At 41.7% G+C, this 22,417-nt stretch carries 19 protein-coding genes; 3 read left to right on the top strand and 16 right to left on the bottom strand.

The window, feature by feature from the left end; genetic code table 11:
- Positions 1–28: 28 nt before the first annotated feature.
- Positions 29–475 (top strand): DUF4385 domain-containing protein, encoded by a 447-nt coding sequence (locus CSV67_RS10790; RefSeq protein ID WP_099631594.1) that lies wholly within the window; start codon positions 29–31, stop codon positions 473–475.
- A 111-nt stretch (positions 476–586) separates the two neighbouring features.
- Here CSV67_RS10790 and CSV67_RS10785 read toward each other — a convergent pair whose 3' ends face one another.
- The 4 genes from CSV67_RS10785 to CSV67_RS10770 all read right to left on the bottom strand — a co-directional run bounded on the left by CSV67_RS10785 (position 587) and on the right by CSV67_RS10770 (position 6,280).
- A complete protein-coding gene (locus tag CSV67_RS10785) occupies positions 587–958 on the bottom strand; it encodes a DUF488 domain-containing protein (RefSeq protein ID WP_099631593.1) in 372 nt (123 codons plus the stop codon).
- Positions 959–1,276: 318 nt separating this feature from the next.
- Positions 1,277–3,472, bottom strand: coding sequence for a 5'-nucleotidase C-terminal domain-containing protein (locus CSV67_RS10780; RefSeq protein ID WP_099631592.1), 2,196 nt, complete (start codon positions 3,470–3,472; stop codon positions 1,277–1,279).
- A gap of 173 nt (positions 3,473–3,645) precedes the next feature.
- Positions 3,646–5,910, bottom strand: a complete 2,265-nt coding sequence (locus CSV67_RS10775) for a DEAD/DEAH box helicase (protein ID WP_099631591.1) — start codon at positions 5,908–5,910, stop codon at positions 3,646–3,648.
- Positions 5,903–6,280 (bottom strand): YppE family protein, encoded by a 378-nt coding sequence (locus tag CSV67_RS10770; protein WP_099631590.1) that lies wholly within the window; start codon positions 6,278–6,280, stop codon positions 5,903–5,905. The genes CSV67_RS10775 and CSV67_RS10770 overlap by 8 nt, the downstream gene beginning before the upstream one ends.
- 198 nt (positions 6,281–6,478) lie before the next feature.
- On the opposite strand from CSV67_RS10770, the gene recU reads away from it, so the two are divergent.
- The gene (gene recU, locus CSV67_RS10765) at positions 6,479–7,090 is read left to right on the top strand and encodes a Holliday junction resolvase RecU (protein WP_099631589.1); all 612 of its coding nucleotides are present in this window, start codon (positions 6,479–6,481) and stop codon (positions 7,088–7,090) included.
- A 24-nt stretch (positions 7,091–7,114) separates the two neighbouring features.
- Positions 7,115–9,850 (top strand): transglycosylase domain-containing protein, encoded by a 2,736-nt coding sequence (locus CSV67_RS10760; RefSeq protein ID WP_158232924.1) that lies wholly within the window; start codon positions 7,115–7,117, stop codon positions 9,848–9,850.
- Positions 9,851–9,896: 46 nt separating this feature from the next.
- On the opposite strand, the gene CSV67_RS10755 is transcribed toward CSV67_RS10760, so the two are convergent.
- The 12 genes from CSV67_RS10755 to bshA form a co-directional block, all read right to left on the bottom strand.
- The gene (locus tag CSV67_RS10755) at positions 9,897–10,232 is read right to left on the bottom strand and encodes a YpoC family protein (protein ID WP_099631587.1); all 336 of its coding nucleotides are present in this window, start codon (positions 10,230–10,232) and stop codon (positions 9,897–9,899) included.
- Positions 10,229–10,876, bottom strand: coding sequence for an endonuclease III (gene nth / locus CSV67_RS10750; protein WP_099631586.1), 648 nt, complete (start codon positions 10,874–10,876; stop codon positions 10,229–10,231). The genes CSV67_RS10755 and nth overlap by 4 nt, the downstream gene beginning before the upstream one ends.
- Before the next feature lie 9 nt (positions 10,877–10,885).
- Positions 10,886–11,593 carry a DnaD domain-containing protein gene (locus CSV67_RS10745; RefSeq protein ID WP_099631585.1) on the bottom strand — a complete coding sequence of 236 codons (708 nt, stop codon included), beginning with the start codon at positions 11,591–11,593 and terminating at the stop codon, positions 10,886–10,888.
- 44 nt (positions 11,594–11,637) lie between these two features.
- Positions 11,638–12,831, bottom strand: coding sequence for a pyridoxal phosphate-dependent aminotransferase (locus tag CSV67_RS10740; protein WP_099631584.1), 1,194 nt, complete (start codon positions 12,829–12,831; stop codon positions 11,638–11,640).
- A 37-nt stretch (positions 12,832–12,868) separates the two neighbouring features.
- Complete coding sequence (locus CSV67_RS10735) at positions 12,869–13,348, bottom strand: cell wall elongation regulator TseB-like domain-containing protein (protein ID WP_099631583.1); 480 nt, start codon at positions 13,346–13,348, stop codon at positions 12,869–12,871.
- A 72-nt stretch (positions 13,349–13,420) separates the two neighbouring features.
- Entirely contained in the window at positions 13,421–16,192 is a 2,772-nt protein-coding gene (gene dinG, locus CSV67_RS10730) for an ATP-dependent DNA helicase DinG (RefSeq protein ID WP_099631582.1), read from the bottom strand.
- Positions 16,193–16,809: 617 nt separating this feature from the next.
- Complete coding sequence (panD, locus tag CSV67_RS10725) at positions 16,810–17,193, bottom strand: aspartate 1-decarboxylase (RefSeq protein WP_083035608.1); 384 nt, start codon at positions 17,191–17,193, stop codon at positions 16,810–16,812.
- On the bottom strand, positions 17,186–18,067 hold the full coding sequence (panC, locus tag CSV67_RS10720; protein WP_369803174.1) for a pantoate--beta-alanine ligase: 882 nt from the start codon (positions 18,065–18,067) through the stop codon (positions 17,186–17,188). The genes panD and panC overlap by 8 nt, the downstream gene beginning before the upstream one ends.
- The gene (gene panB / locus CSV67_RS10715; RefSeq protein ID WP_099631581.1) at positions 18,064–18,903 is read right to left on the bottom strand and encodes a 3-methyl-2-oxobutanoate hydroxymethyltransferase; all 840 of its coding nucleotides are present in this window, start codon (positions 18,901–18,903) and stop codon (positions 18,064–18,066) included. Before panB ends, panC begins: the two co-directional genes overlap by 4 nt.
- 246 nt (positions 18,904–19,149) lie before the next feature.
- On the bottom strand, positions 19,150–20,133 hold the full coding sequence (locus CSV67_RS10710; protein WP_099631580.1) for a biotin--[acetyl-CoA-carboxylase] ligase: 984 nt from the start codon (positions 20,131–20,133) through the stop codon (positions 19,150–19,152).
- A complete protein-coding gene (locus CSV67_RS10705; protein WP_099631579.1) occupies positions 20,111–21,280 on the bottom strand; it encodes a CCA tRNA nucleotidyltransferase in 1,170 nt (389 codons plus the stop codon). The genes CSV67_RS10710 and CSV67_RS10705 overlap by 23 nt, the downstream gene beginning before the upstream one ends.
- Complete coding sequence (bshA, locus tag CSV67_RS10700) at positions 21,277–22,416, bottom strand: N-acetyl-alpha-D-glucosaminyl L-malate synthase BshA (protein WP_099631578.1); 1,140 nt, start codon at positions 22,414–22,416, stop codon at positions 21,277–21,279. The genes CSV67_RS10705 and bshA overlap by 4 nt, the downstream gene beginning before the upstream one ends.
- Between the last annotated feature and the right edge of the window lies 1 nt (position 22,417).

Below are 22,417 nucleotides of genomic sequence, written 5' to 3'. Positions count from 1 at the left end.
TACAGTAAGGGAAAAAGGATGCGAGTATATGCCATTTGATTATGATTTAGATTACAGTACGTTAGATTTACGCAAACAGCCTGAATTATATAGAGTAGGACGAGGTGAACAAGGTGTGTTGTTGGTTGAGCCTTACAAAAGTGAAATTTTACCTCATTGGCGTTTTAAAACACCTGAAATTGCAAAAGAGTCTGCTGATAAAATTTATGAGCTTTTTGAAGAGTATCGAAGACAAGATGACTTCATCGGAATGGATATGGCGCGCAAATTCATTCAAATGGGATATACACGTGCACGTCGTTATGCGAATCATAAAAGTGGACGGAAGTATAATGAAGATGGAACGGTAAAAGACCGCGATATAGATCCAGTCAAAGCAAAGTCTGCACAAATTTTCAAAGAACGATGGGACGTTATTCGGCAAGATGAAGATTATAGTAAGCGAAAAAAAGCACACCAGAAAGCATATGGGTAATCTAATAACAGGAATGCATAGTTTTCCTTAAAAATAAGTGAAAGATCAATCGATGTATGGATCATCGCAGTTCAAGTGTGCGTAATTTTGAACTGCGTTTTTTGTATTCAACTATTGCACTTGCTGATGATCCAAGATTTCTTTTAATACTACAGCTTGATTATTCTTTTCATCCTTCGCTCCAAATACTAACGTTATATTCTTCTTATATTCTCTCGTCCAGTTTTTCAGCTTCTCTAACTCTTCCTGCTGTGCTTCATTATTCTTCAATTCTTCTTTATACTTCTTCTTGAAATCATCAAACTTACCGGGGTCATGATTAAACCATTGGCGAAGCTCTGTGCTCGGCCCTACTTCTTTCAACCATTCATCCACTTGTGCATCTTGCTTGCTCACTCCACGTGGCCACACGCGATCAACTAGCACACGTAATCCATCCGCTCTCTCTGCCTCTTCATAAACCCGTTTTATCTGTACTGGCATTTTATCTCCTCCATTTCGAATCTCTTTATTCTTCTACCCTGAATCCTATAAAATAAAATGTTATTTGCTTTGGAAGTATTGCAGTAAAAACGCTTAATTATGACCAATCTCCTCAACTAAAGTAGTTGGCAATGTAAATGCACGTTCAATGGGCATGAAATACATTCGATTCCTTGCTGAAGGAATCGAATGTAGGTGATATACTTTCATCTCCTCAAATGCTGTATAGAAGCATATTGTAAAAAGCATACATCTACTAAAAAAATATCAAAAAAGAGTCGAAGCTTTTAAGCTCCAACTCTTTTACATTTGTCTAGATTACTTATTCAAATCAATAATTCGACCTTCAATTTCAGGTTTAACTGTTCCAAGCTTGATCAAGTGATCTCGCAAGTTCACCCAGTCATCCAAGCCTAGATCGGTCACACGGCCATTTTCGTATGCATCACCAAGCACTTTAAAGCCGTCTCCGCCCCTTGCTGTAAAGGCGTTTGTCGTGATCACATACTCTTTATCCATCTCTAAATCCACGTACTCGCCATTCATTTGTACTTGCATGGTCTGAATACGATTGCCAGCTTCTTTACTGCTATCAAATGTTATTTTCATTCCCGACATATGCAAGAAACCGCCCTCTTCGTTAGGTGCATTTCGCACACTATGCTCAAGCGTATTTTTAATTTCTTCACCCGTAAGCGTAACAAGAGATAATGTATTACCAAATGGTAGTACTTCAATTACTGCTCCGACTGTGACTTGTCCCTTATTTAAATGATTGCGGATTCCTCCACCATTTTGCAGAGCAATGACTGTTTTCGGATTGTATTCTTTTGCTTTTTCTAGCATTCCATCCGTTATTAAGTTACCGAGCGCTGTTTCATTCGCACGGACACTTTCGGTCGAATTCTCTCCTTCACGACTTCTTGGATTCGGTAGATCCACTTCTAATGTCGCGCCGATTTCTTTACCAAACGTTTCATCGACTTTTCCGGAATACTTAAGAAGTGCTTTCGCTGCTTCTGCATCATTCGTTTTATCTTTTAAGCTGATTAATTTGCCAGCGTGTCCAGTAATGACGCCTTTATCATCAAATTCTACGTCTAGTGTTCCAAGATGCGTCAAGTATTGATCGGCTTGAACAATGACTGTAGGGTCTTTGCTTTCTCCATTGGCTTTTTTATCAACAATCACTGGCTCCGACAATTTCGTGTGTGAATGCCCGCCAACGATAATATCGATGCCTTCAACCGCTTGGGCTATAAGCAAATCATTACCTACAGATGGATCACTATCGAACCCAAGATGATTTAGCGAAATAATTTTATTGACGCCTTGGCTCTCAAAGTAGGCCACGGCTTGTTCAGCTGACTCTTTATAGTCCAAAAACTCTACTGCTCCTGGACTCGCGACAAACGCTGTACTTTCTGTAGTCAAACCGAAGATTCCAACCTTTTCCCCATTCACTTCTTTGATCAAGCCTTTATGAATTTCTCCAAGTGCCAGCGTGCTAGTGAATTCTGTTTTGCTTACTAGATTTTTCAAGTCGGGGTCTTTGGAGAAATCTATGTTCGCGCCGATTACAGGGAAATTAGCACCTTTCACAAAACTTGCCAGTGACTTGTGGCCATTCTTACTGTCGCCTAAATCAAATTCATGATTACCAAATACCATTGCATCCAGACCCATTAAATTCATCAGTTCTAGATCGGCTTGTCCTTCAAACTCTGAGAAATATAATGTTCCTGAGAAAACATCTCCGCCATGTAGAAGCAAAGCATCTGGCTTTTCATTTCGCACTTCTTTAATAGCGGTAATGGCTTTTGGCATTTCCGCAACTCGTGCATGCGTATCATTCATATGCATCAATGATAAGGTGAAATCGCTTGGTTGTAGCTGATTTGCACGGTGAATGAATGAAGAGAACGCGCCTCGTGTGACGGGCTCATTCGGTCTGAAATTACTCAGTTGATCCGTTAAACCAAGACTCGCAAGGATTTGTACACCTCTTCTGTGTGACTCTCCTACATTCGATAAGTTGATTTCCACTTTCTTACCTGTATCGTATTTCTCAAGGTCCAATGCATTTACTAATACATTTGCCATTTGTTGACGTGTCAGAGCGGCTGTAGGTTTGAAATTCCCATTTGAGTCACCTTTAAATACATTTGCATTAGCTAGAGTTGCCATTTCTTTAGCGTAGAAGCTGTCCTCTGAAATATCCTTAAACTTTTTTAATACATCTGCCACATTAGTCGGTTCTTCGAAGTCCCCGAGCTTTGCCAAAATTAACGCCGCGTGACGACGCTCAATGGAATTTCCAGGCTTAAACTGATTTTCGGAATAGCCACGAATGATTTGTTGGTCCGTCAATGCTTTAATTGCTTCATAATGCGTGTGATCCTTTGATACGTCGGTATACCATTGCTCTGCAGCACTGACAGATCCCCCCGACAATACAATAGCGCTAGCGACAACAAATGTAGCACCAAACCTATGAACTTTTCTTTTTTTCATCTGTTTTCACCCTCCTCGTTTTAGTATTCTGACAGTTATACATATTCATATTATCAGAATGCACTGCCATTTAGATAGAGGGTCGATATTTTTTATGGTTTTCAAATGGTTCTACCTTGCATTTTTGTCTATAAAAAAAGAGTCAAAGCTATTCGCTTCAACTCTCTTTCTACTCACTTCGCCAACTCTGCTAGCAAGCTATGTGCACGATGTTTGTTATTCTTTTGTCCTGCTTCTTGCGCTCCAATACAAACGGGACAGCCGTATTCACAACGGCACTCCGCCACATGATCCGCTGCGAGCATTAATAATTCTTTCCAACGACTATAAATATTTTCACTTAAACCAATTCCACCTGGATAACTGTCGTAAATAAAGAAGGTTGGTTGCTCCATGTGAATCGCCTTCACTTGTGGTACGACATGAATATCATTTCGATCACATTTGATGAATAGCGGTACTAACGATTGAATCACATACGCTGCAGCTGTCATCGCGTCGGTCAAGTCGGATTTCTCCCAGTCTTCGGGAACTTCAAACGTTAACCACGTACCTGACGTATGCATTTCTTCCGCAGGCAACGAGATCGGACCTGAACCAATATTGTCATGTGTATCGAATTTAATCTTCTTAAAGATTGTTGGAATGGCGAGTACTGCTAAGTCTCCATACGCTAGTATACGCTCCCCGTCCATCATCCGCTTGTCTTCACTGATGACTTTTAATTCCACCGCGAGATTTGCATCGGTGAAATAATCGACATCGACGACTGTAACGTAAGCTTTCTTTTCTTCCCAATCCAACTTCTCTACTTGATACTGCGTTCCTTGATGTAAATAAATCGCTTCTTCATGCAACAACGTCATGGCACTGAATCGGTCCATTTCTCCAATGACGCGAGTTTCTTTTGGAAACGACTGGTCAATAATGATGACATTTTCTTGTGATGCGGAACGTAAACTGATTTCTCCAGCAGGAAAGCGATCGGTCATCCAATGCCATTTATCCGATGTTTGTAACAAGACGCCTTCACTTTGTAAAAACGCTAGTAATTCCTGTACTTCAAATTCACCATACGTCTCGGTAGAGCTAAATGGCAGTTCGAATGAAGCACATTTCAAATGATCCATCAGTATTAGCATATTGTCGGGATGAATATGGATTTCTTCCGGTTGCCGTCCAAGTAAGTATTGCGGATGTTGAATAATATATTGATCGAGCGGCATCGATTGCGCTACATAAATAATTAGCGCATCTTCTTGACGTCTCCCCGCACGACCCGCTTGTTGCAACGCACTGGCAATATTTCCCGGGTAACCTGTCATAATACATGCTTGTAATTGGCCGATATCAATACCAAGTTCCAAGGCGTTTGTACTAACCACCGTACGAATATCACCATTTTTCAAACCACTTTCGATGGTTCTACGTTCTGAAGGTAAATAACCACCACGATAGCCCATTACCGTTTTATCGAATAACTTTTTCTTAGTTAGTTCTTTCATATAGGTCACGAGCATTTCTACGCGTACTCGACTTCGCGCAAAAATGATTGTCTGAATATGTTTTTGATAGAGAAATGCGCCGAGATCACGGACTTCAAGCACTGCACTTCTGCGTATGCCAAACACATCGTGGACAATTGGCGGGTTATAAAAAACGAAATGTTTTTTGCCGCGTGGTGCCCCGTTTTGATCAATCAGCACCATATCTTTATTCGTCAGATTATCTGCCAATTCTTTGGCATTTGAAATCGTTGCGGACGTACAAATAAAAATCGGATCACTGCCATAAAATCGGCAAATGCGCTGTAATCTTCTTAATACATGCGCCACGTGGCTACCGAATACACCTTTATACGTATGAAGTTCATCTACCACGATATATTTCAAGTTTTCGAACAATGAAATCCATTTTGTATGGTGAGGCAATATCGCTGAGTGAAGCATGTCCGGGTTCGTCAAAATAATATGTCCCGATTTTCTAACCTTGGTTCGCAAACCAGGTGCTGTATCTCCGTCATAGGTATGACTTAAAATCGTCTCGCCACTCGCTTCAATCAACTCATGCAAATCTGCTAGCTGATCTTGAGCCAATGCTTTAGTTGGGAATAAATACAGTGCCCGTGAAGATGGATCATCCAAAATCGACTGCAGTACTGGCAAATGGTAACATAGTGATTTCCCCGAGGCAGTCGGAGTTATGGCGGTAATCGAGTGACCTTTACTCACTTGGTCGAATGCTTGTCGCTGGTGACTGTATAACTGTGTGATTCCCTTCGTTGCTAACGCTTTACGAATCGACGAGTGTAACATAGGAGGAAACTCCGCTAAGATGGCCTCTTGCTCTTTAAGCGTTTCGATGTATGCAATATTCGGACCGAAGCGTGAGTCAGCGAATAGCTCCTTAATTGTTTCGGGTATACTTTGTTTATTCATTCATCTGGTCCTCTCCTCGCTCCGCGTTCATTGCGTCCAAAACGGTTTGCAATGTATAGCGTGCTGCACGGATAGAAAGAATAAAACGCTTTTTTCCAGTTGCTTTATAGAAAGACTGTACGACGAATTGAGTCATCGAGTCTTTCAACGAATCCACTTGCACTTCATGCACATACCGTGGCTTTTCTTTCTGTATCCACACCTTCATCTCTTCGGCCCACCGTGCAATGGCCTGGTGACTACTATCAGCATACGGCTTCACTTCTTCAAAAAAATCCGGTTCATGATCCGTTTCTCTCATATGATAAAATCGCTGTTCACATTCATCACAAATAGTCAGCAATAACTTCGTGTCTTCCATCTTGCCCATTTATATAAAACTCCTTTAGATTCCATGATAAAACATGCTTTCCTTCATTTTATCAGATATTCCACAACAGCTCCACTTTCTACGAACAAACATTCCAAGCTGTCACCAATTCGACTACTTTCAATTCGATGGAAACTTTCTTTTTGGTAACTCGTCTAATAGTCGGTATGATATGATGTAGAGTACGAGGTGGTCACATTGGCGATACGTTATCCAAACGGAAAAAAGTTCAATCCTTCTGTGTCTTCTGCGAAAAAGAAAACCTATGACTACTCATTCAGTAATCGGGGTAAATCATTAGAAGACGAACTGAACGATACAAATGAATACTATCTGGCGCATGGTCTAGCCGTCATCCATAAAAAGCCGGTGCCCATACAAATCGTCAATGTCCGCTATCCTGCAAGAAGCGCTGCAGTGATAACAGAAGCGTATTTCCGTACTCCTTCGACAACTGACTATAATGGTGTTTGGAATGGATTGTATGTGGATTTTGAAGCAAAGGAAACGAAAAATAAAACTTCATTGCCACTGCAAAACATTCATTTACATCAAGTGCAGCATATGAAGCAAGTAATCGACCAATCCGGACTTGCTTTTTTTATTGTCAATTTTACATTGTTGGATCGATATTTCTTATTGCCATTCGAGGAATTTTATCCTTTGTGGCAACGTATGGAAGATGGTGGAAGAAAATCTATTACATTATCTGAAATAGAGGAACGATCTATCGAAATCAACACCGGTTTTCATCCGCGGCTCGATTACATACAAGCCGTGGCGGATTGGATCAAGCGCAAGAAAGATTAATGAATGCGAAAGGCAGGAAATATTATGAGTGATAATATAAACTCAAGAACGGCAAGAAGACAGAAACAAGTGACGGAGCAACCAAAGCGGCCGCAGAAAAAGCTTCCAGATCAATTATGGAAGAAAATCCTCCTAGGTATTGCAGCACTTTTCCTTCTAGTACTAGTTGGTGGAGCTTCATTATTTGCATATTATGCAAGTACAGCTCCGGAATTAGATGAAGAACTGTTGAAAGACCCCCTCACCTCTAACTTCTTGACAAAAGACGGCGATGTGTTCATGAAGTTTGGTGCAGAGAAACGGGAATTCGTACCGTACGATGAAATCCCTGAAAAACTGAAAGATGCCATTCTAGCTACGGAAGACATTCGTTTCTTCAAGCATGGTGGAATCGATTTTTATCGTCTTGGAGGAGCCGTTGTCGCAAACTTCCGTAGTGGATTTGGATCACAAGGTGCTTCGACATTGACACAGCAAGTCATCAAAAACTCGTTTCTGAAGAACGAAAAAACATTGAAGCGTAAAGCACAGGAAGCTTGGCTTGCCCACAAACTAGAAAAAGAATATACAAAAGAAGAAATCTTTGAGATGTACTTCAATAAAGTTCTCATGTCAGGTACACGCTACGGTATCGGTACAGGCGCAAATTACTTCTACGGTAAAAAAGTAGGCGAACTAGATTTACCTGAAATGGCCATGCTAGCCGGGATGCCACAATCTCCAAACGGCTATAATCCATTTAAACATCCGGAACGTGCGGAAAAGCGCCGAAATATAGTCCTAACACTTATGGAGCGTCACGGCAAAATTACGACGGCTGAAATGAATGAAGCGAAAAAAGTACCAGTCACTTCTACTCTATTAGCAGAAGAAGATCGTGAAGTGTTCGGTAAATACCCAGCTTATGTAGATGCGGTACTGGATGAAATTGAGGCAGCTGGATTTACCGATCTTTTATCCGAAGGTGTCACCGTACAAACTGCTTTAGATCCAAATGTACAAGAAACAGTAGAAGCCGCAATCAATAATTCAAGCTATTATGAATCAGATGAAATGCAAGCCGGCATGACCGTGCTGGATACGAAAACTAGTGCAATTGTAGCTATTGGCGGCGGACGGAATTATTCGGGGCGCAACTTGAATTTTGCTGAAGTCAAACGTGCACCAGGTTCTAGTATTAAGCCGATTTTATCGTATGGTCCAGCAATTGAAGAACTCGATTGGTCTACAGGTCAAAAGGTAGTGGATGAACCTTACAGCTATAAAGGTTCAGGCGTAGCTATCGGTAACGCTGATGGTAAATTCCTTGGTACATTGACTATGCGGCAGGCATTGTACTGGTCGAGAAACATACCCGCTGTCCAGACATTTGAAAAAGTAGGACCAAAGAAAGCAGAAGCCTTTGCTAATAAACTTGGGTTTACGTATAAAAGTATAGATTCCTCCAATGCACTTGGTGGCGGAGATGAATTCTCTACAGTTCAAATGGCAGGCGCATATGCCGCTTTCGGTAATGGCGGGATTTACACCAAACCCCATACTGTAAATAAGCTTATATTGCGTGACGGTAAGACAGAAAAGAATTTACGACCTGACCCCGTAACCGCAATGAAAGATTCTACTGCTTATATGATTACGGATGTATTGCGTGATGTCTTAACCGAATATGGAGCAACTGGAACTCGCGCAAACATCGGTAATATGGATATTGCCGGAAAAACAGGTACAACAAATTATTCTGCTGAAAAAATGAAAAAAGATAATATGGAAAGTCACTATGTACCTGATACGTGGTTCACAGGTTATACAACGGAGTACACCATTTCTACATGGGGCGGTTATGGTGATTTCTCACCGATTAAGACCTATGATCACGGTCGTTACGTACCGCAGAATCTATTTAGAGATGTCATGAGCAGTATCGCAAAAGACCCGGGTACGTTCGTTCAACCGGACTCAGTCGAAGAAGCCGCAATCGTCAAAGGCAGCGACCCTATTATGCTTGCTAGTTCATTCATCTCTCGTAATCTCATCAGTAATGAATTATTTGTCAGAGGAACATTACCCAAAAAAGCATCGGTTCCCGAAAAGATTTCCATTCCAAGTCCCGAGGGATTAACTGCACAATTCGATGCGAATTCCAATACGATTCAATTACAATGGAATTATGATGTGCCGAATAAATACAGCAGTCTCGGAAGTCCTACATTCAACGTCAGTGTGTCTATTGATGGTGGTGGAGCACAAAGTATCACGACGACTTCCGATAAACAAACCACTTACTCTGGTGTGGAATACGGTAAAAACTACACATTCCATGTCAGTGCCACTATGGGCGGTTATACGAGCGGTTCAGCTACAGCTTCCCTTTCAATAAAAGGCGCTGATGAACCGGTAATTGAAGATGAACCTATCGTTGAGCCTGATGAAAATATTGATGATCAAAACAATACTGAAGATGATCCATCAGACAACGACACAGGTAACGACAATGATTCCAATAATGAAAATCCGAATCAATCGGATCAAGATGGATCGACTAATCAAGGCGGCAATAACTCATCTAACGATCAGAACAACCTAGACCAAAATGAAGATCAAGGCCAAACTAACCCAGATCAAGGTCAAGGTCAGAGTCAAAATCAAGGTCAAACTAACCAAGGTCAAGGAAATCAAGGGAACCAAGGCAATCCAGGACAAGGGCAAGGACAAAAACCTAACGATGCGGGCGAAACGTCATCCGACTCCTCTACCAATTAAAAAAAAGAGCGATTCCACACTTTGCATGTGGAATCGCTCTTTTTATTTATTGTTGAACGCGTAATCGCGCTGCTTTCTTTTTCATCTCATCGTATAGCATAGTCAATTGAATTAATGCATAATGGCTGCTTTTTTGAAGTTTGATGAACTCGATTCGTTCATCGTAATTATTTGGCGCAAGTGCGTGATGCATTTTACCTGTATGTGGATTCTCCAATTGTTCACTTTGCCCAATTAACCATTCCAGCTGACCAATTGCCGGCTGTATGAACTCCATTTTACGTGAATCATTTACAGCATATGCCTTTTCTAATTCAGGCTTTTGCTGTTGCCATTTATCGAGTATTTGTTGCACATTTCTCTTTAATTGTTCGTATGTCATTTCGCTTTCATCCTTTTTCGTCCTTCGCGGCATAAATCCAATAATGGACATTCTGGACAGTTGGGATTTTGTGCTTTGCAATGATAGCGACCAAAGAAGATCACTTGATGATGGGTCTGTGTCCACAGTTCCATCGGTGTCCAACGCATGATTTTTTCTTCTACATCAATCGGACGATCTTTCCAGCGATTCATCCCTAGCCTCTTCGCTACACGTTCAACATGTGTATCGACAGCTAATGCCGGCACACCGAACGCATTCGACACGACGACATTAGCTGTTTTCCTACCTACGCCTGGTAACGTCATCATGATATCTCGGTTAGGAGGTACTTCCCCACCGAACTCTTCTATTAACCGAAGGCTAAGCGCTTGGATATTCTTTGATTTATTACGGAATAAACCAATCGAACGTATATCTTGCTGTAATTCCTCAATCGGTACAGCAAGATAATCTTCCGGTGTCTTATATTTTTTAAATAATTCTGCCGTCACTCGATTGACTAATACGTCCGTACATTGTGCAGATAAAAGTGTCGCAATCAACAATTCAAAAGCGTTCTTATGAACGAGTTCACAATGCGCTTCAGGAAACATCTCTTCAAACGTTTGCAGGCATGTATGCCACTCTGTTTTTGTCAGCACCGTTATCACCTACTCCCGTTCTTCGAGCCAATTGTAAAAAGGCACATCTTTAATCGCAGTTTGCACTTGCGGTGTTGTGGCTACTGTTGTTGGACGAAATGCTTTAGTCTGCTTTTCTACATCGCGCATCGTTTTCACATTTTTCTTTTTCCATTCAAATAAAATTCGGTCGATATAGCGTAAACTCATTTTTTGTGCAAGGACCGCTTCCCTTAATGCCGCACGAATGATTTCCGTTGAATGACCATCTTTATCAATCCACATACCGATTGTTTCAAATTCCATAGGGGATAGGAAGCGACCGAATTCCTGCTCGAAAAGCGAGAAGATTTCTCCCTCTTCCTGCTTAATCACTTCTTCTTCTGTTTTCATCGATTGTTTTTCGACTTCTTCTATCAATCGTTTCCATAGAGGATAAAATGAAAATTGTTCATGCAATACTTTATTTTCATCCGTACTCTGCTCAATAGAAAACAATCCTTTTTGCATCATACGCTGCAGACAATTCGTTACTTCTTTTTCTTGCAGTTGCATACGATTCGCGATATCGGTAGGAGTTGGGAAATAGTTCCCTGCTCCTTGAAATGCAATCAAATGCAATAATACCATGGCGTCACTATCCGAAATCAACAATTGTTTATAATGTTGAAAAAAGAGCTGGGAAATAGAAACATTTCCCTGCTCCATCCAAATTTTCAGCCGTTCATCTTGTTGCATATTTGAAACTTCCTCTCATCAGCAACTTGTCAGTCGCTTCTGTTTTACTCTTTCCAATGATCTCGTACAAACTTATCGATACGTGCAATTCCTTCTTCCAAAAGATCGATTGACGTGGCATAAGAAAGACGGATCGTCGTGTCGGAACCGAATCCTGTGCCCGGAATGACAGCTACTTTAGCTTCCGTCAATAATGCATGGGCGAAATCATCTACGTTTGCATAGCCCGTCTTCTTTACTGCTTCCTGTACATCAGGCAATAAATAGAATGCGCCTTGTGGCTTCAATACATGGAAACCTGGAATAGCAGAAAGTTTAGGGTACGCTTGATTCAAGCGGGATTCAAAGTCTTTTCGCATAACTTCTACAGTGTCTTGCGGTCCGTTATATGCTTCAATTGCTGCGTATTGCGAAGTCGTCGTCGGATTGGATGTGGAATGGCTGGCGAGATTCGTCATCGCGCTTACTACTTCTTCATCCCCCGCGATATATCCTATTCTCCAGCCGGTCATTGAATGGGATTTCGATACACCATTAATAATGAATGTACGATTTTTCGCGTCTTCTGAAAGCTGTGCGATCGATACATGCTCTTTATCATCATAAACAAGCTTCTCATAAATTTCATCTGAAATGATCCACACATCTTTTTCACGGCAAACTTCCGCAATCGCTGTGAGTTCTTCTTTTGAGTAAATCATACCTGTTGGATTACCCGGTGAGTTAATGATGATCGCTTTTGTCTGATCCGTGATGGCATCACGGATTTGCTGGGCTGATACTTTGAACTGCTCAGCTGCTGTTCCTTCAACGAACACAGGAGTGCCTTCTGCAAGCTTCACTTGTTCGGGATAACTCACCCAGAATGGCGAAGGAATGATGACCTCGTCGCCTTTATTAAGCAACACTTGGAAAAGTGTATAGATTACATGCTTCGCTCCAATACCGACTAATACTTCATTGCGCGTATAAGTCAATCCTTGGTCTCTTTTCAATTTGTCAATTATGGCATCCTTTAATTGTGGAAGACCACCCGCCGGAGTATATTTCGTCTTGCCATCCTTCATAGATTGATATGCTGCATCTAAAATGTTCTTAGGTGTATTATAATCCGGTTCGCCAGCCCCGAGTCCAATCACATCGATGCCTGATGCCTTCATTTCTTTTGCCTTCGCTGTAATCGCTAATGTTGTAGATGGTGATAAAGTATTTACTCTGGACGCTAATTGCTTTCTCAAATTGACCGCTCTCCTTTTGTCCTAATTCCATTTTTCTCTATAATTTTGAAATTCGCTTTAACCATTTTCCATCTGCAAAATTCAGATACGCATAGTTTAAGAAATCCTCATCATCCAGATAACTAACTTCCCAAAACGGGGTATCATTTTCTAAGCCCAATGAGGCGTTGAGGACTTCTTTGACGTTCTTCTCTTTTTTTATAATGTCCGTGGCTATTCGCTTTGTAATACCATCTTTAATTGATACAGCTTTCAAAATCTTTGTCGTCTCTTCTTCCACGAAGATGATTTTTTCATGATGGTTTTTATCCGTACCATAGACGGTAATCCATGACGTTTTACCATGATAGTGATCCATCTTATCTACTTTTTCAAGAACGTTATTTGCCAATATGGCTTCTTTTACTTTGTTTTCCGATATAGCAAACGGTTTCTCTGCTTGATAGAAAACGATAATAGTAATCGTGAACCCGAGCGCGAGTAAAAATAGGAATAGAAACTTAATCCAGTTGAGCATGAGTGTCACTTCCTATTGAATGAACCGCAGTTTTTTTTCGATTCATTTTCCAACCTGCTTTCTATTTGTACATCAATCATTATAACAATTTTCGATCTCGTTAACTAGACCTTCCAAAGATACTTTTTTCACAAATGACTTAGGTAAAGCTTGTAAAAAGGACTTGCCGTAGGACTTAGTGTCAATGCGTCGATCCAATATGATGAAGAATCCCTGTTCATCGGTTGAACGGATCAATCTGCCGAACCCCTGTCTGAAACGCAGTATGGCTTCAGGTAAACCAAGATGGGTAAATGCATTTTTATGGTCCGCTACTAAAGCTTCTGACCGCGCTTTAAATAGTGGCTCTTCGGGTGAAGTAAACGGTAAACGAACGATGACCACTGCAGATAATTGCTCACCTGGCACATCTACACCTTCCCAGAAGCTTGTCGTGCCGAATAACACTGCTTTCTTTTGCTGTTTAAACGTCTTCAGTAATTTATGACGGCTTCCGGAGCTGACTCCTTGTGCGATTAGCATGTACTCTTCTTGTAATGACTCGCTGTCCATCACTGCTTGATGTGTCTTCTTCAACATATCATGAGACAAGAACAATGCAAAGACGCGTCCCTCAATCGCAACGGCTGTTTGGATCAATGCATCTGCTACTGCTTCGATGTACTCTTCATTTGAAACTTGCTGAATATCCGGCATATCTTCCACAATCAATGTATGCGCTCCTTCATAGAAGTTCGCTGGGGCATCAAATGTGTATAGCGGCACGCTAGAAGGCAATCCTGCTTGGTCCAGCACAAAACGGTCCTGTTGTCCCGCTGTTAATGTTCCGGACGTCCAGACGATGCCTGCCTCCCCTTCAAACGTACCTATAAAGTCACGGATCACTTCTGAACCATTTACGGGACTTTTCTTAATTTGCAAACTGCCAGGTAAACTTCGACTGTCTTTTTCCATCCAAATGGTTGTGCTTGTGTTTGGCTTTTCCAAAAATAATTCAATCCATTCGCCAGCTTTGATTTTCATTTCATTGATCCAATAATACCATTCACTTAGCGCTGCTTGCTCATGTAACGTCAATTCATTCGACAGATTTTGGATTGGCATTGCATAGTTCTCGGTCACACTAATATACTCATTCATCTTACGCAAAACTTTGTCAAAGATTTCATTTGTCCGCACACGTTTGGATAATGGTTTCACTGTTCTCGTTGTCGACTTATTATCGTTAGTTAAATTGGAGTTCACTAGTACAAGCATCGATTCATCGAATGCGAACATGAATTCATTGAATGAATATTGAAGCCGTTCAGTCGACATTTTATGATTGAAATGAAATCGCCTTAAGATATCCTGAATATCAAACAATAGCTGGCAGCTACTTAAACCATTCAACTGACTCATTACATACTTCCATTTCGTATATGAAAACACTTGTTGATGCGTTCGTATTGCTGCTTGGTTCATTTGATGGGCTTCATCAATCACCAATCCGCTGATGGAATGGAATAATGGATCATAACGTTGCTGATCGTTCACCAACATAGAATGATTTGTTAATATTACCATCGACTGCTGACAGTTTTTTACTGTATGTGCATAAAAATCTGCCACACGTTCATCTTTCTTTACTCGCATGGAACGCTTACGAATACGGTCGATAAACAGCTGACCGCCACCTGATACATTGACTTCATCCAAATCGCCAGTTGTGGTTTCCGTTAACCAGACTAATAATTGCATGATCGTGATGGAATCATCGTAAACCTCGTCGTTAAAATGTAAAAGTTCTTCAAATTTCCCCATTGAAATATAATTCGCCATGCCTTTAACAACAGTCGTCGGAATCGTCATGTGCAAAGCTTTTTCAAGCTTCTGTACTTCTTCAGCGAGCGTATCGACCAAGTGATTAGTATACGTACTAATAACAACAGGCTGTTTCGTTTCATATGCGCGAATCAAAGCAGGCACTAAGTAGCCAATCGTCTTACCAACACCCGTTGGAATCTCCACTGCGATTTGCTTCTTTTCAGCAAAGGCTTGCCATGTCAAATCCATCAAACATGCCTGACTTTCCCTCACATGATAAGATGGATGAATTTTCTGAATGACTCGTTCTTTCGCCATATTGTCGATCGGAAATTCTATGGGCTGTGGCCACGATGCAGGGATTAGTGTTGATTTCAAATAGGGAATACCACGAAATAGCGAATACTCGCTCGACGTTTCCTTTCCACGTGCCTGCTTAAGCGCTTCATAAAACAATGTCGATACATCCGATTTCATTGCAAATGAACGCTCATGCATCCGATTAAGCGTCTCTTTAGGCAAAGTGTTAATTTTCTCAATGGCCTTCAACAAAAACAACGCTGTCGCTTCTGCATCATCATCTGCCCGATGTGCTTGCTTTAATGAAATATTTAATGATTCGGCAATATCTTGCAAACGAAAGCCAGGTAAAGTGGGATACATAATCTTCGCTAGTTCCACGGTATCGATCGTCTTGCCATGCCATTTTGACATGCCACAGCGAACCAATTCTTTTTGTAGAAATGATACATCAAAGTCCGTGTTATGCGCGACAAAAATACATCCTGTAAGTAAATCAGCCACTTCTTGAGCAATCTTTTCAAAAGGGGCAGCGTCTTTTACCTCTTCATCGCCAATGGATGTCAGTTGGTGAATGAAAGATGGAATCGGGCGCTTTGGATGTACGTAACGCATATATGTATCTATTATTTTATTGTTCTCAATAAATACAATCGCAATTTGTATAATCCGATCACCATTTAAAGGCGAATGACCGGTCGTTTCCAAATCGACAACTGCATATTTGCTTGTAGACATACCATCATCAACTTCCTATTTGGTTTCTAATGCAAATTGTATCACATTTACCATGACGACTCACGTCTTGCATTCAGGCCAATAGAAAACCATTTGAACTAATAAACGATAAAGTAATTCTGATAGTGGTTCGTGATTGAAGCTCCACCTGGGGACGCTTTCCTGTGGGCTCAGCTGGAGCAAAGTGAACAGCGAAGGCCTCGCTTTGCCGTAATACTGTGTACTTATCAGAAAATAAGGCCCCTGTCTAGGGTCTCGAATTTACGTTAGTCCTTTCAATCAATTAGGGTCTGAACTTTCGTCATTAGAGTATTCAGTTTAATAACCTTATCTTATGATAGTACAATTTCGAATTAGTTATTATGTTTCTGTTTGTAATCGCACTTTCTATAATTAGAAAACGACACTAGTTGATCGGAGTGGAAGGCGGCGACTCCTGGGGAATAAGAGTGATCTTGAGACCCTGGACTGAACGAAGTGAGGGAAGCGGCTCAAGATTGCTCCCCCGGAAAGCGTCCGCCTGGAACGCAGATCGCCATTGCTATCTCTTCCCACTCACATATTTTACAAATGAACCCCCCATTCAATTACTTCTCAAATGGGGGGTTCAATACTATTTAGAATATAGCGACACCTGGTTTTTCCGTGATGACTTCCTTCACACGATTCTGTTCATCCATAATCAACACAGTCGGCTGATGAGTACGCGCCTCTTCGTCCGAAACATACGCATAGGATAGAATGATCACGATGTCGCCCGGCTGTACAAGACGAGCTGCAGCTCCATTGACACAAATGACTCCACTGCCTGGCTCTCCTTCGATAATATACGTCTCAAAGCGCGCACCGTTATTATTGTTGACGATCTGCACTTTCTCATTCGGTAACATACCCGCAGCCTCTAAAAGCGCACCATCGATCGTAATGCTCCCTACGTAATTTAAATTGGCTTCCGTAACAGTCGCGCGATGCAATTTTCCATTCATCATCATTCTAAACATTTTTCTCATCCTTTATAGTTGACATAATAATATTATCTATCAGTCTCGCGGAAGTAAATTGTACCGCAGCGGCCAAGATGACTTCTTCGGTATCAGTAAGGTTCTCTTCCAACGATGGATACGCAAGCACTTCGACGTAATCAATCGTGCCAGATGTTTCTTCTTCAATCACTTTGCGCACGATCTTCGCTACTTCTTGCAGTGGAACGCCTTCGTAATAGCTACGTTTCCCTTGGCATAGCGCACCGTAGATTGCACTCGCTTCATTTCGTTCATGTTCAAGCAAACGAACATTACGCGAACTTTTCGCCAGTCCGTCTTCTTCACGAACAGTAGGTACACGTGAGATCGATGTGCGAAGATTAAAATCACGAACAAACGTTTCAATAATCGCTAATTGCTGCGCATCTTTCATTCCAAAATACGATTCATCTGGATCGACGATGCTGAATAATTTTAAGAGCACTTTCAACACTCCGTCGAAATGACCTGGTCTTGAAGCACCACAAAGACGTGATGCTTGTGCTCCGGGCAAAATTCTGATGCCGCTCTTGCGCGGATACATATCCTCTACAGAAGGAATAAATAAATAGTCGACTCCTGCTGTTGAAGCGAGTTCTGCATCATGTTGCTCATCGCGTGGATATGCCTCGTAATCCTCTCCTGGTCCGAACTGCGCTGGATTAACGAAAATACTCATGACGACCATATCGTGGTCTCTTTTGGCTTCTTTTACCAACTCCAAATGACCTTCATGAAGAAAGCCCATGGTCGGTACGAAACCTACTGTGCGTCCTTCACGTTTTCTTGGATTTAGGATATTTTGCAATTCCGCAATCGACCGTACAATTTGCATGGTGGCACTAGTACTCATAGTGTTTTGCCTCCGTATAATGCTTCAAGTTCTTCTTCCCTCATTGTAAAGCGATGGCTTTCAGAAGGGAATGTTCCGTTCTTCACTGCCAAATTATATAACCTCATGGCACCTTCGATATCTTTACCGACTTCCGCGTAACTTTCGACGAATTTTGGTAGTTTATGATTACCGTAGCGCACCATGTCATGGAATACGAGTACTTGCCCATCTGCTTCAGCACCCGCACCTATTCCAATAACAGGAACAGAAACTGCTTGCGCAACTTCTTTCGCTAATTGGAAAGGAATACATTCCACTACAATCATAAACGCACCCGCTGCTTCACACGCTTTGGCATCTTCAATTAACTGTTTAGCTGCAGCTGCCGTTTTCCCTTGTACTTTGTATCCACCACTGACTCCGGCAGACTGCGGTAACAATCCTAAGTGCGCACATACTGGTATGCCAGCTGTCGTCAACAATTGGATTTTTTCGATGACCGCACCACCGCCTTCTACTTTCAAAGCATTCGCAGACGTTTCCTGGAATAAACGTAAAGCATTCTGTAATGTCATGTCAGCGGAACCATGATACGTACCAAATGGCATATCTACAATTACGAATGTATCTTTCGCACCCCGTCGAACTGCTTTACCATGATGACTCATTTCATCAAGCGTTACATGTGCTGTCGAATCATAGCCAAGCACAACCATGCCAAGAGAATCTCCGACAAGTAGTACATCAATCTCTGCTTGTTCTGCAATTTGTGCTGTCGGATAATCGTATGCTGTCAACATACTGATTTTTTCACCATCTGCTTTCATTTTCGAAAAATCTGTTGTGGATTTCACTGTTAATCTTCTCCTTTACGTCTGATTTCAGCAGGCGTTTGGTAGGCAAAAAAGCCGAAATTAAAACCCTACTGATCCAAATATGGACAGAAGGGTTGCGTAAGCGTTTGATGATGCTTCCTCCGTCCCTGTCTAAATAGATCAAGGCAGATCTCTTATATAATTCATTTGCCAAACAGGTGCAGCTCCAAAATCGATACCGCCCTATGCGTACACTATATCAAAACAGTAAGATTCTGTATAGTTTTAATTCTTAACTTCGATGTCTGCAGAATAAATTCCACGCACAGTGCCGTCTGCCAATCGAAGTTCTAGCATACCATCATGGGAAATACCAAGTGCAATACCTTCAACCGTTTCATGGACCATACTTGCTTTGATTTTCTTACCCGTTATCGCAGCATAGCTCTCCCATAAAATTTTAATCGGTGCGAATCCTTTTTCTACATATAGGTCTGTATATTGCTCTAGGTACTTTAGAATGGTTGCCACTAATTGCGCGCGATCAATCATTTCCCCTTTTTCAATGCGTAATGAAGTCGCAATCATTTGCAGTTCTTCCGGAAAATCAGATAGCTGCTGATTGGCGTTGATTCCCATCCCTAAAATAATGGCTTTGACACGGTCAGGATCAGCCTGAAGCTCTGTCAGGATACCTGTGACTTTTTTACCATTGATTAATATATCATTTGGCCACTTAATAACGGGTTGAATATCCGTCACTTCTTCAATTGCACGTACGATTGCCACCGCTGCAACGAGTGTCAGTTGCGGCGCTTGTTGAGGTGGCAAATCAGGACGAATGATCAAACTCATCCAAATACCCCGATTGGCTTTTGATGTCCAAGGTCTCGCCAAACGCCCTTTACCCGCCGTCTGCTCTTCCGAAATAATTAATGCGCCATCTTCTGCTCCATTTTGCGCATCTTCATGTGCGATTGTCTGTGTAGTGGGCACTGTTGTGAAATATTTAATGTTTCGACCGTAGCGTTCTGTCGTTAAATATTCAGTGATATTCCCTTGGTTAACCAAATCGGGTGCTTCGATTAAATAATAGCCTTTTTTACGTTGTGACCCGATCTCATAGCCCTCTTCCTCAAGTTCTTTAATATATTTCCAGATTGCTGTGCGCGAAAGACCGAACTCATCGGCAATATCTTGACCTGATATAGGCTCACCTTGCGCAGCAAATAATCGTTTCAATAATTCACTTTTCACGGGAGATTTCATTTATAAACCATTCCTTTATCGTCTGTACGTCATTTTCAATTTGTCCGTAGACAACTGCTCGTTCAATTTTCGTAATCCAATCACTTGTCCATTTACCGCCATTTTTTCCAGACCATTTTACTAAATCTTTCCCAGTGAATGATAGGTCCGTGCGTTGCAGAATCTGTAGTTGTTTTTTATACTGTTCAATTTGCTGTTTACTTACAATAAAATCCTCATGATTTACGTTAAAGACCTTGCCCACTACTTCTAGTATGTCGGTTGAAAAGCTATAGAAATCCCATGGATCAAATGATCGTTGTGTGCGTATCGCATAGGCCTCTTCAAATTGTTTCAAGAAGCGTTTTTCCTTATTGGATAATTTGAAGAGCCGAGCCAGGTCTGTTGCGTTCATATCCGTTATGGCGAGCACCGCAGCAAAGCCATGACGCGCGTCAAGAAATGGTGTATAGCAATCCAGCGATTTAAACGCTACAAATAACTCGGGAAAAAGTTCCGGCAATCCAATTTCACACCCGTAATGAAAAGCTCGTGAAGGGTTCTGACCTTGAAACAGTTTATCCATTTCTGTTTTGATCCGTTCAATCGCAACACCATGCAATGAAGGAGCCAGTGTTCTCATCACCTGCAAAGTTTGCTCTTCTATATCAAAATCCAAGACGGAGGAAAAACGCAAAGCACGGAAAATCCGCAATGGATCTTCTTGAAAGCGTTCTTCAGGCTTTCCAACAGCACGAATGATTTTTCGCTTCATATCTTCGAGTCCATCAAAGAAATCGATGAGTTCTCCGTCTACTGTCATAGCGAGCGCATTGATTGTAAAATCACGGTGGTGCAAGTCTTCTCGCAACGATGTTATATAGACGGGATCGCCAGTTGTAGTTTCCGAGCGGTATGTCGTCACTTCAATAGGTTCTCCATGCATCAGCACAAGAATCGTACCGTGTTCAATGCCCACATCAATTGTATGTCTAAATACTTCTTTGACTTGAGACGGCGTAGCAGAAGTTGTAATGTCAATATCTAGTGGTTTTTTACCAAGCTCCGCATCACGAACCGCACCGCCGACAAAGACGGCTTCATAACCTGCCGCATGCAATTCTCTAATTACTTGCCGACTTGCTACTGAACCGAAAGAAATGGTCATTTCATCGCCGCCACTTCATAATATAATTCCTCATATTGCGCTACAATTGATTCGGAACTGAATTCTTCCTGCACTGTACGCATAGCATTACTTTTCATTTGTTGATGCAAATTGGAATCACTTAGCAACTGTGTCAGACGATCAGCAACGGCTTGTACATCTCCTAGTTCTACTAAGAATCCGTTGACACCTTCTTGAACCACTTCCGGAATTCCACCGATCGCATTTGCTACAGCGGGCACACCACAAGCAAAAGCCTCCAGCAGCACGAGACCGAATGCTTCTTTCTCTGAAAGCAACAACATCGCATCACTAATAGACAATAATTCGGGCAGATCGTTACGCTTACCTAAGAAGAAAATATCGTCTTGCAATTCATGGGTCTTAACGAATTCTTCCAAATAAAATTTCTCCGGACCTTCACCCACTAACAGCAATTTCGCTTTATGTTGCTTATCAATCAAACGGAAGCTTTCAATAATATCGGGAATGCGCTTCACTTTTCGAAAATTAGATATGTGGATGAGAACTTTTTCATCGGGCTCAATACCAAGTTCTTCCCGAAGATGTTCCACTTCACGTGGATAATACTTTTCTTCATCAATGAAATTATAAATCGTTTGTATTTCTGTCGTTGGCTGCAGCAACTCGATCGTTTCATTGCGCAATGAACGAGATACAGCGGTCACACGGTCGGACTTATTAATACCATACGACAATGTATTTTTTAACGCAGGGTCGTGACCGAGAATCGTCACATCGGTGCCATGTAGGGTCGTGATGATGCCAATAGATGATTGCGCCATATCTTTCGCCAAAATAGCAGAAATCGCGTGTGGTACAGCGTAGTGAACATGAAGCAAATCCAGATGTTCCGATTCTATGACTTGCGCGATGCGATTGGCAAGGGCAATGTCGTACGGAGGATACTTAAAAACTGCATACCCTTCAATCGTCACTTCATGAAAATGGATATTCGGATGGATATCTAAAAACCGAAACGGTCTGCTCGATGTAATATAATGCATCTCATGCCCTTTAGCAGCCATTTTGAGTCCTAACTCCGTCGCCACTACACCTGAACCACCGAGCGATGGATAACAAATGACACCTACTTTTAATGTTCTTCGTTGCATA

This window comes from Sporosarcina sp. P2 (assembly GCF_002743255.1).
GTDB lineage: Bacteria > Bacillota > Bacilli > Bacillales_A > Planococcaceae > Sporosarcina.
This window is presented reverse-complemented; position numbering and strand designations above follow the sequence as displayed.